Origin of the sequence: Nonomuraea sp. NPDC049625 (assembly GCF_040675285.1) — a bacterium.
GTDB lineage: Bacteria > Actinomycetota > Actinomycetes > Streptosporangiales > Streptosporangiaceae > Nonomuraea > Nonomuraea angiospora_A.
In genome coordinates this window covers 1-15,047 of the sequence record NZ_JBFAOQ010000022.1, presented here as the reverse complement: position 1 = coordinate 15,047, position 15,047 = coordinate 1, and the positions used below count along the sequence as shown (strand labels likewise).

The window sequence follows — 15,047 nt, the reverse complement described above, 5'->3', positions numbered from 1 at the left end:
ACAGCACCTCTCGTTCAACGCGGCTCATATGCTTTGAGGGGCTTCCACCAGTCGCGGTGCTCCAGATACCAGCGCACCGTCTCCGCCAGCCCCTCGGTGAACGGGACGCGCGGCGCGTAGCCCAGCTCCTTCTGGATCTTGCTGATGTCCACGGAGTAGCGGAAGTCGTGGCCTTTGCGGTCGGCGACCGGCCGGACCATCGACCAGTCCATGCCCATGATGTCCAGCACGCGCCTGGTCAGCGTCAGGTTGCTCAGCTCGGTACCGCCGCCGATGTTGTAGACCTCCCCGGCGCGTCCCGACTCCGCGACCAGCGCGATGCCGTCGCAGTGGTCGTCCACGTGCAGCCAGTCCCGCACGTTCGCGCCGTCGCCGTAAAGAGGCACCGGCAGCCCGTCCGCCAGGTTGGTGACGAACAGCGGGATGACCTTCTCCGGGAACTGGTAGGGGCCGTAGTTGTTGGAGCAGCGGGTCACGCACACGTCCAGCCCGTGCGTCCGGTGGTAGGCCAGGGCGAGCAGGTCGGAGGACGCCTTCGACGCCGAGTACGGGGAGTTCGGGCCGAGGGGGTCGTCCTCCGAGAACGAGCCCTCCGGGGTGGAGCCGTAGACCTCATCCGTGGAGACGTGCACGAACCTGCCGACCCCGGCCTCCAGCGCGCACTGCAGCAGCGCGTGGGTGCCGAGCACGTTGGTCCGGACGAACTCCGCCGACCCCTCGATGGAGCGGTCGACATGCGACTCGGCGGCGAAATGGACGACCAGGTCCACCTTCTCCATCGCGTCCCGCACGAGTGCCACGCCGGCGATGTCCCCGTGGACGAACCGGAGCCGGGGGTCGTCGAGCACCTCCGCCAGGTTCTCCAGGTTCCCCGCGTACGTCAGCTTGTCGAGCACCACGACCTCGGCCTCGGCCAGCGCCGGATAGTGCCCCTGGAACACCCTGTTGACGAAGTTCGACCCGATGAAACCGGCGCCACCCGTCACAAGAATGCGCATCCTCAGTCCTCTTCGTAGGCCCTGTCCGGTCCGCCCGGCGGCGACTTCCATGACAGGACGCGCGCGGTGGCATCGGCCAGTGAATTCCGGATATTTAGGGGGGACCGGCACCGGAAAAAGCTCTTCGGTCCCGTCCCGCCGTACATTTAGGGGCTGTTTAGGGGCTGACGGGACGGCACCCGGCCGTGCCTGCCGAAACCCGGTAGGGGTGGGGATAAGGGTTGGTGTGGGAGGGGTGCCCATGTAGCGTTCTTGCTGATGAGACCGGCCGAATTCAGAGCCGTCTCGGAAATTCCCGGAAGATCGGTCGCACCCGTGCCCACGGCATGTGAGAGGTGGCGAACGTGCGAGAAAAGACCTCCTTTTCGGAATCAAATCTTTTTGAGGGCGGACGACGTTGCTGACTATCAGCCCCACCGGCTCCCCTGTCGTTCAGGAGGAGCGCGAGCGCGATTTTCGTGAACCTGCCGTCCGCCTGGCCCGGCTGCTGGACGCCGGCTCCGTCGTGCCGCTGCACGACAAGGACGCCAGCGGCGTGACCGCCGTGCGCGGGCGCGTCGCGGGAAGGGATGTGATCGCCTACTGCACCGACGCCCTCAACATGGGCGGCGCGATGGGCGCGGAGGGCTGCCGCTGGGTCGTGGAGGCCATCGACGCGGCCGTGCTCGAAGGCGTTCCCGTGATCGGCCTGTGGCACTCCGGCGGGGCCAGGCTGGCCGACGGCGTCGAGTCGATGGACGGCGTCGGAAAGGTGTTCCGCGCGATGACGCGGGCCTCCGGCCGGGTGCCCCAGATCTCGGTCGTCCTCGGACCGGCCGCCGGGGCCGCCGCCTACGGGCCCGCGCTGACGGACGTCGTGATCATGTCGTCCGCCGCCCGCATGTTCGTGACCGGCCCTGACGTCGTACGCACCGTCACGGGCGAGCAGGTCGACATGGAGTCGCTCGGCGGCCCTGGCGCCCACGGCCGCAAGTCGGGCGTGGCGCACGTGGTCGTCGAGAACGAGGCGGAGGCGTACCAGACGGCACGGCGCTTCACCGAGCTCTTCAACGGCCCGCGCTCCTTCGACCCGGACCTGGTGAAGGACGGCGACGACCTCGGGGCGCTGCTGCCGGAGAACCCGCGCCGCGCCTACGACGTGCGCCCCCTGGTCCGCGAGCTCCTCGACGACGGCGCGTTCGAGGAGTTGCAGCCGCGCTGGGCGGCCAACGTCGTCATCGGGCTCGGCCGGCTCGCCGGCGGGACCGTCGGCGTCATCGCCAACAACCCCCTGCGCAAGGGCGGCTGCCTGGACTCGCTCAGCGCCGAGAAGGCCTCGCGGTTCGTCCGCATGTGCGACGCGTTCGGCATCCCGCTGGTCGTGCTCGTGGACGTGCCCGGCTACCTGCCCGGCGTCGGCCAGGAGTGGGACGGCGTGATCCGGCGCGGTGCCAAGCTCCTGCACGCGTTCGCCGAGGCCGTCGTGCCCAGGGTCACCCTCGTCACGCGCAAGTCGTACGGCGGCGCGTACATCGCGATGAACTCCCGCTGCCTCGGGGCGACGGCGGTCTTCGCCTGGCCCCAGGCCGAGGTCGCGGTGATGAGCGCGGAGGCCGCCGTGGGCATCCTGCACCGCAAGCGGCTGGCCGCCGCCCCCGACGAGGACCGCGAGGCGCTGCGGCTGAGCCTCGTCGAGGAGCAGATCCGTACGGCCGGCGGCGTGGGACGGGCCCTCGCGCTGGGCGTCGTGGACGAGGTGGTCGAGCCCGAGCACACCCGGCGGAGGATCGCCGAGGCCCTGGCCGCGACGCCGGCGCGGCGCGGCGACCACGGCAACATCCCCCTCTGACCGCGCCCGGTGGTACTGATGGGAAAGGCGTACTGGCAGTGGCCAAGCAATTCACGGGAATCCTGGGAACCGGTTCCTACCTGCCCAAGGAAGAGGTCGCCAACGAGGAGGTGGCGGCCAAGGCCGGCGTGACCGCGGAATGGATCCAGCGCAAGACCCAGATCTCCGCCCGCCGCCATGCCGCTCCCGACGAGGCCACCTCCGACCTCGCCGTCCGGGCTGCCAGGAACGCGCTGAGCCAGGCCGGCGTCGACATCGGCCGGATCGGCTACATCATCGTGTCCACCTCGACCGGCGACTCGCCCCAGCCGCCGACCTCGTACCTGGTCCAGGACGCGCTCGGCGGGCGCGGCGCCGCCTGCTTCGACATCAACGTCGTCTGCAGCGGTTTCGTGTACGCGCTGGCGCTGGCCGACAGCCTCGTCGCGCTCCGCCCCGACACTTACGCGCTGGTGGTGGCCGCGGACGTGTACTCGCGCATCCTCGACGCCACCGACCGCCGCACGGCCGTGCTCTTCGGGGACGGCGCCGGCGCGGCCGTCGTCGGCCCGGTGCCGGAACGCTCCGGGATCATCGGCTTCGACCTGACCAGCGACGGTGGGGCCAGCCAGCTCATCAGGGTCGACGCCGGAGGCAGCAGGCTTCCCGCCTCCCACGAGACGGTCGAGGCCGGCGACCACTACTTCCGCATGGACGGCCGCGGAGTCAGGAACTACGTGATGGAACACGTGCCGCCCATCCTGGAGGGCCTGGTGAGCCGCGCCGGGTTCCGGCCGCAGGAGGTCGACGTCTTCGTGCCGCACCAGGCGAACGGGGTCATGGTCACCGAACTGGTCGAACGCGTCGGCCTCACCGGCGCGCGCACCGCCCGGACGCTGGAGCGGTACGGAAACGTGGGCAGCGCCTCGGTCCCCGTGGCGCTCGACGAGGCGAACCGGTCGGGCCTCATCAAGGACGGCGATCTCGTCCTGCTCGCCGGGTTCGGCGGCGGCATGTCCATCGGGGCGTGCCTTCTTCACTGGTCGGCGCCGACGGTGCCGGTGTCACAGGAGGCGTGATGAGCGAGATGCGCAAGGTCGGCATCGTCGGGTGCGGCGTCATGGGCTCGGGCATCGCGGAGGCGTGCGCCCGCGCCGGGCTCGACGTGATCGTCGCCGTGTCCACGGAGGCGTCCCTCGCGCCCGCGCGGCGGCGCGTGACCGCGTGGCTCGACCGGGGCCTGCGCAGGGCCACGATCACCGAGGCCGAGCGGGACACGGCGCTGGCCCGCGTCTCCTTCGTCACGGACCTCGCCGAGCTCGGCGACCGGCAGATCGTCTTCGAGGCCGTCCCCGAGAGCGAGTCGATCAAACTCGACGTACTGGGGGCGCTGGACAAGATCCTGGACGACCCGGACGCGATCCTCGCGTCGAACACCTCCTCCATCCCGATCATCCGGCTGGCGCGGGCCACCAGCCGGCCCGCCCAGGTGATCGGGGTGCACTTCTTCAACCCGATGCCCGCGCTCCCGCTGGTGGAGCTCATCGGGTCGCTGCTGACGGCGGACGAGACGTACGCGCGGGCGGAGTCGTTCGTCGCCGGGACGCTCGGCAAGCAGGTGATCAGGTCGCAGGACCGCGCCGGTTTCGTGGTCAACGCGCTGCTCATCCCGTTCCTGCTGTCGGCCGTGCGGATGGTGGAGAGCGGGTTCGCCCGCGCCGACGTCGTCGACCAGGGCATGGTGCTGGGCTGCTCCCACCCGATGGGCCCGCTGAAGCTGGCCGACCTGATCGGCCTGGACACGGTGGCCTCGATCGCGGAGGCCCTCTACGAGGAGTTCAAGGAGCCGCTCTACACGCCCCCGCCGCTCCTGCTGCGCATGGTCGAGGGCGGCCTCCTGGGAAAGAAGACCGGCCGCGGATTCTACGAATACGCGTAGCGGCCGGCGGACACCACAGAAAGGTTTTCGGACATGCAGATCCGCCAGCTCAGGGTGGACGGCGCGTTCTTGATCCAGCCCAAGGTCTTCCACGACGACAGGGGCCTGTTCCTCGAGGCCTTCAGCCAGCCGGAGTTCCGGAAGGCGGTCGGCCACGAGCTCTCGGTCGCCCAGGTCAACTGCTCGGTGTCGCGGCGCGGGACCATCCGCGGCCTGCACGCCACCGCGCTGCCGGGCCAGGCCCGCTACATGACCTGCCCGCAGGGCGCCATCATCGACATCCTGGTCGACATCCGGGTCGGCTCGCCCACCTACGGCGAGCACGTCGCGGTCGAGCTGAGCGCGGAGAACCGCAACGCCCTCTACCTGGCCGAAGGGCTCGCCCACGGGTTCGCGCCGCTGACGGACCAGGCCACGGTGGTGTACCTGTGCTCCAGCACGTGGTCCCCCGGCACGTCGATCCAGATCGACCCCCTGGACCCGGAGCTGGCCCTGCCCTGGCCGGCCAAGCGCGACCTTCTGTCGGAGAAGGACCTCGCCGCCCCGTCCCTGCGCGAGGCCGAGAAGCTCGGGCTGCTGCCGGACTACTCCGCCTGCCGCGCCCGCTACGCCGAACTCGAGGACCCCGCCCTCGTCGGCTGACGACGGGCGAGACAGGCAAGGAGCACAGCCAATGATCCCGTTGTTCAAGGTGCCGATGTCCGACGAGGCGCCGGCCGCCGTCGCCGAGGTGGTCGGCAGCGGCCAGATCGGCCAGGGAGCCAAGGTCGTCGAGTTCGAGGCGGCGCTCGCCGCCAGGATCGGCAACCCCAGGGTGGCCACCGTCAACAGCGCCACCGCCGGGCTCCAGCTCGCGCTGCGCCTGGTCGCCGGCGACGACGACGGCCAGGGCGAGGTGCTGTCCACGCCGCTGACCATGGAGGCCACCAACTGGGCGATCCTGGCCAACCGGCTGCGGATCAAGTGGGTGGACGTCGACCCGGCCACCCTCAACGTCGACCTCGACGACCTGGCCAGGAAGATCACCCCCAGGACCCGCGCCATCATGGTCGTGCACTTCGCCGGATACCCGGTGGACCTCGACCGGCTGGCCGAGATCCTCGACGACGCCGAGGCCGCGTTCGGCTCCCGGATCACCGTGATCGAGGACTGCGCGCACGCCTGGGGCGCCACCTACCGCGGCGCGCCGATCGGCACCCACGGCAACATCTCCGTCTTCAGCTTCCAGGCCATCAAGCACCTCACCACCGGCGACGGCGGCGCGCTCGCGCTGCCCACCGACGAGCTGCACGAGCGGGCCAGGCTGCTGCGCTGGTTCGGCATCGACCGCAGCGCGGACCGGCTGCGCAACCCGCCCGACGTGCCCGAGTGGGGCTACAAGTTCCACATGACCGACATCAACGCCTCGATCGGGCTGGCCAACCTGGCCAAGGCGGACGAGGTGGTGGCCAGGCACCGCGACAACGCCGCCTTCTACGACCGGGAGCTGGCCGGCGTCCCGGGGCTGGAGCTGACCGAACGCTCCGGCGACCGCCAGTCCTCCTTCTGGATCTACCCGATGAAGGTGGACGACCGGGACGGGTTCCTCAAGCGCATGGACGCGGCCGGGATCATGGCCAGCAACGTGCACGAGCGCAACGACCTGCACACCTGCGTGCGCGAGTACGCCGCCCTGCTCCCCGGTCTGGAGCGGGTCGCCAAGCGCGTGGTGTGCGTACCGGTGGGCTGGTGGGTGACCGACGAGCAGCGCCGCCACATCGTGGACACCATCAAGGAGGGCTGGTGACCTCCGCCACCTCACCCCGGACCGCGATCGTCTTCCCCGGGATGGGCCCCGTCCAGTTCGCCGACGTCGCCGAGTTCATGCGGGGCGATCCCGCGGCGCGGCGGCTGATCGCCGCCGCCGACGACGTCCTCGGCTACTCGCTGGTGGACCGCTTCCAGGAGTCCAGGAACGACTACAGCGAGGCCGCCCAGGTGGCGTTCATGGTGAACTGCGTGGCCCTCGCGGACTGGGCCGAGCGAACCCTGGGCGTGGAGCCGGTCGTGTGCGTCGGCCCGAGCTTCGGCGGCAAGGCGGCCGCGGCGTACTCGGGCGCCCTGTCCTTCGAGGACGCCGTGCGGATGACGGCCGGGCTGGCCCGCTGCACCGACGACTACTTCGCCCGCGAGCACCGGGACATCGTCACCCACTCCTTCGTGCGCACCCCGGAGCCCGGGCTGCGGGAGGTGCTGGCCGAGCTGGACGAGCGCGGCGAGTGGTACGACCTCTCCTGCTACATCGACCACGACTTCTACATGCTCTCCCTGGCGGAGCGGCAGGTGGAGTGGCTGCAGCGGCGGGTACGCGCCCTCGGCGGGCTCCCGCTGTACACGATGCGCCCCCCGATGCACTCGGCGGCGTTCCAGGCGCTGCGGCGGCGGGCGGAGGAGGAGGTCCTCGACGGCCTCCGGTTCTCCGACCCGAGGCTGCCGGTGGTGGACGACCACGACGGCGCCCTGCTGACGACCGGGGACGGCGTGCGGACGATGCTGCTCGACGGCTTCGTACGGCCCCTGCGCTGGCCGGAGGTGGTGGCGGCGCTGCGGCGGCTGGAGGTGGCCCGGGTGTGCGTCTCCGGCCCGGACAGCCTGTTCGGCCGGGTGGCGGTCACCAGGGAGAACTTCGCGGTGACACCGGTGAACCCGAGGCTGGCGATGATGCCCCGCCCGGCCCCGGTGGCCTAGCCCGGCATGCGAGGAGGCCACGGCTCACCGGGTGATGAGCGCGTGGCCTCGTCGCGGGCGTCAGCCGGCGGTCTCGGAAATCCCGGTCAAGGTGTTCCACAACACGGCGGGGGTCTGGAAGGTCTCCGGGGTCAGCGCGTCGTCCCGGAATCGCACCCCGTACGTGTCCTCCAGAGCGCCCAGCAATTGCACGATGCCGAGCGAGTCGAGGCCGAAGTCCAGCAGCGCGACGTCCTCCCGGAGTTTCTCGTCGGCCGGGAGAAAAGGCAGGTGCTGGCGCAGGATCTCCTCGAAACGGTTGTCCCACATGGCGCGCGGATTCCTTTCTCAATCGAATTATCTGGACTTGACGTTATAGCGCGGAAACCCCAATGTCCACGGATTCGACAAAAGAATTTGACAAACATATTCGGACCTGGTGCCCGGAATAATTCTGGCCGGAGGAAACAATGACCGGAGAATGCAGCCCCGCCCTCTATGAATTCTTTCTGCGCGGTCTGGCGAAGTCGCCCGGCCGGGCGGCGTTCCGGGCCGGCGCGGACACCTTGACCTACGACCAGGTCCACCGGCTGGCCCTGCTGTGGGGCGGCGCGCTGCCGCGTACCTCACCCGCCGCCGTCGGGGTGCTCGCCGCCAAGGGGACCGTCTCCTACGTCGGGATCCTCGCCGGCCTCTTCGCCGGGGTGACCGTCGTGCCGCTGCAACCGGACTTCCCGGCCGCGCGCACCAGGCAGATGATCGAGGCGGCCGGGGTGTCGGCGCTCATCGTGGACGAACGCGGGCGGAAGATCGCCGAGGAGCTGCTGGGCGAGGGGGTGGACGTCGCCGTCCTCGCACCCGGCACCGACCCGATCGACCCCGGGCTCGCCCTCCCGCGGCCCCGGCCGGTCGAGGCCGGCGACATCGCGTACGTGCTGTTCACCTCGGGCTCCACCGGGACGCCCAAGGGTGTGCCGATCACCCACGGCAACACCGCCCACTATTTCCGGTTCCTGGCCGGACGGTACGACTTCACCGGCGACGACGTCTTCTCCCAGACGTTCGACCTGACCTTCGACTGCGCCATGTTCGACCTGTTCTGCGCCTGGGGAGCCGGGGCGACGTCCGTGGCGGTGCCGCCGCACGCGTACCGGAACCTGCCGCGCTTTCTCGCCGAGCAGGGGATCACGGTGTGGTTCTCCACCCCCAGCGCGATCTCGATGGTGCGCAGGACCGGTGGTCTCGGCGGAGCCGCCATGCCGTTCCTGCGCTGGAGCTTCTTCGCCGGAGAGGCGCTGAAGGTCGCGGACGCCACCGACTGGCAGCGGGCCGCCCCCGCCTCCGTCCTGGAGAACCTGTACGGCCCGACCGAGCTGACCATCACCATCGTCGGTCACCGCTGGTCCCAGGAGACCTCGCCCGGGCTGGGCGTCAACGGCCTGTCGCCGATCGGGTTCGTCAACGACGGCCACGACCACCTGCTGCTCGACGACGAGGGACGGCCGACCGGCACCGAGGGCGAGCTGTGGATCACCGGCCCGCAGACCACCCCCGGATACCTCGACCCCGAGCACGACCACGGCCGGTTCGTCGAGCGCGAGGGCCGCGTCTGGTACAACACCGGTGACCGGGTCCGGCGCGCGGCCAACGGCGAGCTCGTCTACCTCGGCCGGGGCGACGCCCAGGTCCAGGTGCAGGGCTGGCGCGTCGAGCTGGCCGAGATCGACCACGCCGTACGCGGCTGCGACGGCGTCGAGGACGCGGTGACGGTGAGCACCACGGCCGACGACGCCACCGCGCTCGTCGTCTTCTACACCGGAGTCCCCGCGCCGCCGGCCCGCTTCGCCGCCCAGCTCCGCAGGACGCTGCCGGCGGGCCTCATTCCCCGGCACTACCACCACCTGGACGAGCTGCCCCTGAACCCCAACCGCAAGGTCGACCGGGCCGGCCTGCGGGCCCGCGCCACGGAGCTGGTCGGCTGAGCGAATGCTAGGGGCGGGGCTTGGTGCCCCGCATCCCGCGGCGCAGTGAGAAGATCATGTCCTCGCGCATCTTCTTCGTGATCTCGGCGTGCGCGATCACGGACGCGCCGTGGAAGGTCCCCGGATACAGCACGAGCTCCGTCGCAACCCCCGCCTGGACGAGCCGCTGGGCGTACTCGATGCCCTCGTCGCGCAGCGGGTCGAACTCGCACACCACCACCAGCGCCGGAGGCAGCCCGGTGAGGTCGCCGGCCCGCATGGGCGCGGCGTAGGGGGACACGTCCGGTCCGCCCGGAGCCGGGCCGTCCTTGAGGTAGTACCGCCACATGGCCTCGTTGTTGCGGCTGTTCCAGCTGGGGGTGTCGACGAAGTCCCGCATGGACCGCGTCGTCATCCGGTCGTCCAGCACCGGCACGTCCAGGAACTGGAAGCAGATCTCCGGGCCGCCGCGGTCGCGGGCCAGGAGGGAGACCGCCGCGGAGAGGTTCCCGCCGGCGCTGTCACCGCCGACCGCGATCCGCTCGGGGTCCACGCCGAGCTCTCCGGCCGCGGAGTGCAACCACGTCAGCGACGCGTACGTGTCCTCCAGCGCCCCGGGGAACGGGGTGTCGGGGGAGAGCCGGTAGTCGACCGACACCACGACGGCGCCGACCCGGTCGGCGATCTCCGTGCACCGGGCGTCGAACACCACTAAGTCCGAGGCGACGAATCCGCCTCCGTGGAGGTAGAGGAGCGCCGGTCGGGGCCGGTCGGCGGCGGGCGGCCGGTAGAGGCGTACCTTCACCGGGGGCGCGCCCTCGGGGCCGGGGATCTCGCGATCGCTGATGTCCACGGCCTGCTCGGGCGTGTAGTGCGGGAGCTTCTCGTGGAACGCCTGCTCTTCCTCTGGGGTGAGGGTGATCTCCCGGTTGACGACCTGGGAGAGTTCGACGTCGGGGATCATCGACGCCCATGGCGCGAGCTCTGAGTCGAGGTTGTAGCGCATGAGATCATCCTCCGCGCCGGGGCGGCGCCGGGTCATCCGCCGAATGGCCGCCGCCGGGCGGGTCCGCCCGGCCGAACGGCGGTGTTCATTTGGGCAGCGTCTATTGCGCGGTGGCGCCGCCGTCGATGGCCAGTGCCGCGCCGGTGATGAAGGCCGCGTCATCGCTGAGGAGGAACGCGACGAGCGCGGCGATCTCCTCGGGATGCGCCGCCCGTCCCGAGGGGTTGGGCACCCGGGTCTCCAGCGGCCCGTCCAGCGGCGCTCCCAGCAGGTTGCGGAGCAGCGGGGTGTCGACGTTGCCGGTGACCAGCGCGTTCACCCGTACGCCCCGCTCGGCGTTCTCCAGGGCGACGGCCCTGGTCAGCCCGACCACACCGTGCTTGGCGGCCACGTACGGCGCCGCGCCCGGGATCCCGGCGCAGCCGTAGGTGGAGGCGTTGGTCACGATCGAGCCCCCGCCGGCGGCCAGGATCGCCGGGACCTGGTGCTTGAGGCCGTAGAAGACGCTGGTGAGGTTCTGCTCCAGGTCCGCCCGCCAGTGGGCCTCGTCCACGTCCGACACCAGCCCCGTCCCGTTCACGCCGCCGACGTTGTTGAACGCCCCGTCCAGCCGGCCGAACTCCGTGACCGCCGAGCGCACCACCCGTTCGGCGTCGGCCTCCACCGTGACGTCGGCCGGGACGAACAGCGCCCGGCCGCCCTTCGCCTGGATGTCGGCCGCCACCTGCGCGCCGACGTCCTCGCGCCGGGCCGCGATCACCACGGCACCGCCGTCGGCGGCGACCCGCTCCGCGACGGCCTTCCCGATGCCGGAAGTCCCTCCTGTGATCACGACGACCTTGGAAGCCAGGTCAGCAGCCACGTCTCATCCTCCGCAAGCTAGTTGTCCGACGGTTCGCGGAACCGGTTGATCTGGTCGATGTGGCGGGCGCGGAACTCGGGGTCGTCGACGCCGAGACCGGGCCGCGGCGCCAGGCACAGGACCCCGACCTTGCCGCTGTGGGCGTTCGCGTGGACGCGGCGGGTCGCCACCCCGACCTCGTCGAGGTCGTATACGGCGGACAGGGTGGGGTGGATTGCCCCCTTGGCGATGAGGCGGTTGGCCTCCCAGGCCTCCCGGTAGTTCGCGAAGTGGGTGCCGACGATCCGCTTCAGCGCCATCCACAGGTAGCGGTTGTCGTACTGGTGCTGGTAGCCGGAGGTGGAGGCGCAGGTGACGATAGTGCCGCCGCGGCGGGCCACGTACACGCTCGCGCCCATGGTCTCCCGGCCCGGGTGCTCGAAGACCACGTCGGGGTCGTCGCCGCCGGTCAGCTCGCGGATCCGCGCCCCGAACCGCTTCCACTCCTTGGGGTCGGGGGTCTCCGGGTCCTTCCAGAACCGGAAGCCCTCGTCGGCCCGGTTGATCACCAGCTCCGCGCCCTGGGCCCGGACCAGCTCGGCCTTGTGGTCGCTGGAGACCACGCACACCGGGATCCCCCCGGCGCGCAGGACGAGCTGGGTGGCGTACGAGCCGAGCCCGCCCGCGGCCCCCCAGATCAGCACCACGTCGCCGACCTTGATCTGGGCGCCGTTGCGCGAGATGAGCTGGCGGTAGGCCGTGGAGTGCACCAGGCCGGAGGACGCCGACTCCTCCCAGGTCAGGTGGGCGGGCTTGGGCATGAGCTGGTTCGCCTTGACCAGGCTGAGCTGTGCGAGCCCGCCGTAGTTGGTCTCGTACCCCCAGATGCGCTGGTCGGGGTCGAGCATGCTGTCGTCGTGGCCGTCGGCCGAGGAGAGCTCGACCGACAGGCAGTGCGCCACGACCTTGTCACCGGCCTGCCACCGGTGGACGCCGGGGCCGGTCCTCAGCACGACGCCGGACATGTCCGAACCGAGCACGTGGAAGGGCTGGTCGTGGATCCCGGCCGACGGGACCGCCTTCGCGTAGCGCTTCAGGAAGCCGAACGTGTGCATCGGCTCGAAGATGGCGCTCCACACCGTGTTGTAGTTGATGCTGCTCGCCATCACCGCGACGAGCACCTCGCCCGGGCCGGGCTCCGGCGTGGGGACGTCGGACAGGGTCAGCGACTTCGCGGGATCGCGGTTCTCGGCCGCGATGCCGCCGAACATGTCCACGTCGTCGTGGAGCACGACCGCCGCCCGGTAGCTCTCCGGGATCGGGAGGTTCCTGAGCTGCTCGGCGTCGTACTGCTCGGACAGGAGGACGTCTCTGATTTCCTTCATCGATTCTCCTTGGCGGGAGTTCGAGCGGGTGGGGGTCAAGGGCCGGCGACAGGACGCGCGGCCCGCCGGGTCAGGACGCGCCGAGCTGGTCGTCCAGCGCGGCGAAGAGCTCCTCGTCGGAAAGGTCGTCGAGGTCCCGGTCGGCCTCCTCCGCCGCGCCGTTCACCCCTTCGGCCGCGTGCAGGATGGCCCGGAAGCGGTCGCTGATCTGCGCCCGGTCCCCGGTGGACAGGGCCTGCTCCCGTAGCAGCCGCTCCATCTCGTCGAGCTGGGCGAAGATCGAGCCGGACGGCGTCTCGGGCGCGAGCCTGTCCTGGACGAACCGGGCGAGGGCGATCGGGGTGGGATAGTCGAAGACCAGGGTGGCCGGTAGCTTCAGGCCGGTGGCCCGGCCCAGGCGGTTGCGCAGCTCCACCGCGGTCAGCGAGTCGAACCCGAGCTCGTTGAACGCCCGGTCCGGTTGTACCGGGTCGTCCGAGGTGTGCCCCAGCACCGCCGCGGCCTCCGCGCGTACCAGGGAGACCACCAGGCGCTCCCGCTTGGCCGGCGGCAGCTCCGCGAGCCGCGCCGCGAACGCCGTACCGTCGTCGTCGCCCCCGGTGGCCGCCGGCGCTTCGAGCGCCCGCGTGAACTCGGGAACGGCGCTCACCAGGGGCCGCGGCCGCGCCAGCGCGAAGGCGGGCGCGAAGCGCTCCCAGTCGATGTCGGTCACCACCAGGTGGCCCCCGCCGCTGCCGACCAGCTGGCCGATGGCCATCGCCGCGGCGTCGGGCGCCATCGGCCGCAGACCGCTCCTGCCCAGCTGCTCTCCGGCGTCCTCCATCATCCCGCCGCCGCCCCAACCGCCCCAGGCGATCGAGGAGCCCGCGAGCCCGCGGATCCGCCGGCGCTGCGCCAGCCCGTCGAGGAATGCGTTGGCGGCGGCGTAGGAGGCCTGCCCGCTCGACCCCCACACGGCCGCGCCGGAGGAGAACATCACGAACGCCTCCAGCGGCCGGTCGCCCAGGACCTCGTCCAGGTTGATCGCCCCGATGACCTTGGACCGGGCGAAGCCGGCGAAGTCCTCCAGCGTGGTGTCGGCCACGAGCACGTCGTCGTGCCCGACACCGGCCGCGTGCATCACCGCCGTCAGGTCGGGGATCGACTCCAGCAGGTCCCGTACCGCCGGCCGGTCGGCGACGTCGCAGGCGGCCACCGTGACCGCGGCGCCCAGCTCGGTCAGCTCCGCCTCGAGCTCCGCGACGCCCTCGGCGGCGCCTCCGCGTCGGCTGACCAGCACCAGGCGGTCGGCGCCCTCCCGGGCGAGCCACCGTGCCACGTTCGCTCCGACCCCGCTGGTGCCGCCGGTGACCAGCACCGTTCCGTTCGGCTTCCAGCTCCGCGCCCGGTCCGCGCCGCCGTTCGGCGAGCGCACCATGCGGCGTGCCCGTACGACGCCTGAGCGGATCGCCACCTGGTCCTCGCCGCTCGTGCCCGCGAGCACCCCCTGGAGCAGCGCGATGTCGTCGGCTCCGGGGGCGGGGGGAAGGTCGACGATGCCGCCCCAGGTGTCCGGATGGTCCACCGCGAGAACCGCGCCGAGCCCCCAGAGCGCAGTCTGGAACGGACTGACCCTCTCCACAGCCCTGTCTCCGCCGCTTCCCTCTTCGGTTGCGCCGTCTCCGCTGGCGCTGTCTCCGGTGGCGCCGACTTCAGCCGCTCCGTTTCCGGTCGCTCCGTTTTCGGTGGCCTCGTCCAGGGCGACCGCGCCGGACGTGGTCAGCCACAGGGGCGCGCTCACCTCCGCATCGGCCAGCGCCTGCACCAACGTGACGGTGGCCGCGGCGCCCCGGGACAGCGTCGGGTGCTCCTCGTGCGGCTCGTCGTCGAGCGGCAGGAGACAGAGCACACCGGTCAGTCCAGGCCGGGCCTGCGCACGTATGGCTTCAGCGAGCGCGGCGCGGTCCTCACCGCCGACCACCAGCGGATACACCCGGGCGGCCCGCGCGGACAGACCGTCCAGGACGTCCCGGACGATCCGCGGATCGCCGCCCGCGGCGGGCACGGCCACCAGCCACGCCGTACCGGTGATCCCCGCCGGGCTCGGCGCGCTCACCCCGCGCCACACCAGCTTGTAACGCCAGTCGTCGAGCACGGACCGCTTGCGCTCCGCGTCCCGCAGGGACGACAGGGCGGGAAGCACGGTCCTGAGCGCGTCCGCGTCCACCTTCAACCGGGTGGCCAGTGCCTCCGTCTCCTCCGACTCCAGCGCCTTCCAGAAACCGTCGTCCTGGGGGCCGTCCGACCCGTGCCCGTGGGACGACGGCTCAAGCCAGTAGTGGTGGTGTTGGAAGGGGTAGGTGGGCAGGTCGGTGGTGGTGGCGTGGGGGATGAGGGTGGTCCAGTTGGGGGTGGTGTTGGTGTT

The 15,047-nt window shown here is 71.3% G+C and carries 13 protein-coding genes; 7 read left to right on the top strand and 6 right to left on the bottom strand.

The genetic code is table 11. The annotated features are described in order from the left end of the window. Positions 1–14: 14 nt before the first annotated feature. Positions 15–998, bottom strand: coding sequence for a dTDP-glucose 4,6-dehydratase (gene rfbB / locus AB0J87_RS55040; protein ID WP_350742986.1), 984 nt, complete (start codon positions 996–998; stop codon positions 15–17). A 406-nt stretch (positions 999–1,404) separates the two neighbouring features. On the opposite strand from rfbB, the gene AB0J87_RS55035 reads away from it, so the two are divergent. The 6 genes from AB0J87_RS55035 to AB0J87_RS55010 are packed head-to-tail and all read left to right on the top strand — an operon-like array spanning position 1,405 to position 7,471. Next, a complete protein-coding gene (locus AB0J87_RS55035) occupies positions 1,405–2,826 on the top strand; it encodes a carboxyl transferase domain-containing protein (protein WP_363982451.1) in 1,422 nt (473 codons plus the stop codon). A 38-nt stretch (positions 2,827–2,864) separates the two neighbouring features. After that, positions 2,865–3,884 (top strand): ketoacyl-ACP synthase III, encoded by a 1,020-nt coding sequence (locus AB0J87_RS55030; RefSeq protein ID WP_350742988.1) that lies wholly within the window; start codon positions 2,865–2,867, stop codon positions 3,882–3,884. Continuing rightward, complete coding sequence (locus tag AB0J87_RS55025) at positions 3,884–4,744, top strand: 3-hydroxybutyryl-CoA dehydrogenase (RefSeq protein ID WP_350742989.1); 861 nt, start codon at positions 3,884–3,886, stop codon at positions 4,742–4,744. The genes AB0J87_RS55030 and AB0J87_RS55025 overlap by 1 nt, the downstream gene beginning before the upstream one ends. 33 nt (positions 4,745–4,777) lie before the next feature. Continuing rightward, entirely contained in the window at positions 4,778–5,386 is a 609-nt protein-coding gene (gene rfbC, locus AB0J87_RS55020; RefSeq protein ID WP_350742991.1) for a dTDP-4-dehydrorhamnose 3,5-epimerase, read from the top strand. A gap of 31 nt (positions 5,387–5,417) precedes the next feature. Then, the gene (locus AB0J87_RS55015) at positions 5,418–6,530 is read left to right on the top strand and encodes a DegT/DnrJ/EryC1/StrS family aminotransferase (RefSeq protein WP_363982073.1); all 1,113 of its coding nucleotides are present in this window, start codon (positions 5,418–5,420) and stop codon (positions 6,528–6,530) included. Then, complete coding sequence (locus AB0J87_RS55010; protein WP_363982070.1) at positions 6,527–7,471, top strand: acyltransferase domain-containing protein; 945 nt, start codon at positions 6,527–6,529, stop codon at positions 7,469–7,471. The genes AB0J87_RS55015 and AB0J87_RS55010 overlap by 4 nt, the downstream gene beginning before the upstream one ends. 60 nt (positions 7,472–7,531) lie before the next feature. On the opposite strand, the gene AB0J87_RS55005 is transcribed toward AB0J87_RS55010, so the two are convergent. Then, complete coding sequence (locus AB0J87_RS55005) at positions 7,532–7,780, bottom strand: acyl carrier protein (RefSeq protein WP_350742997.1); 249 nt, start codon at positions 7,778–7,780, stop codon at positions 7,532–7,534. A gap of 140 nt (positions 7,781–7,920) precedes the next feature. Between AB0J87_RS55005 and AB0J87_RS55000 the strand changes: the two genes are divergently transcribed. Continuing rightward, positions 7,921–9,432 (top strand): AMP-binding protein, encoded by a 1,512-nt coding sequence (locus tag AB0J87_RS55000; protein WP_363982067.1) that lies wholly within the window; start codon positions 7,921–7,923, stop codon positions 9,430–9,432. A gap of 7 nt (positions 9,433–9,439) precedes the next feature. Here AB0J87_RS55000 and AB0J87_RS54995 read toward each other — a convergent pair whose 3' ends face one another. The 4 genes from AB0J87_RS54995 to AB0J87_RS54980 all read right to left on the bottom strand — a co-directional run. Then, on the bottom strand, positions 9,440–10,417 hold the full coding sequence (locus AB0J87_RS54995; protein WP_363982064.1) for an alpha/beta hydrolase: 978 nt from the start codon (positions 10,415–10,417) through the stop codon (positions 9,440–9,442). Positions 10,418–10,517: 100 nt separating this feature from the next. Then, positions 10,518–11,279, bottom strand: coding sequence for an SDR family NAD(P)-dependent oxidoreductase (locus AB0J87_RS54990; protein ID WP_350743003.1), 762 nt, complete (start codon positions 11,277–11,279; stop codon positions 10,518–10,520). Between the two features lie 17 nt (positions 11,280–11,296). Further along, a complete protein-coding gene (ccrA, locus tag AB0J87_RS54985; RefSeq protein WP_363982061.1) occupies positions 11,297–12,643 on the bottom strand; it encodes a crotonyl-CoA carboxylase/reductase in 1,347 nt (448 codons plus the stop codon). A gap of 70 nt (positions 12,644–12,713) precedes the next feature. Then, positions 12,714–15,047 (bottom strand): SDR family NAD(P)-dependent oxidoreductase (locus tag AB0J87_RS54980; protein ID WP_363982058.1); only part of this gene is annotated, 2,334 nt, incomplete at its 5' end.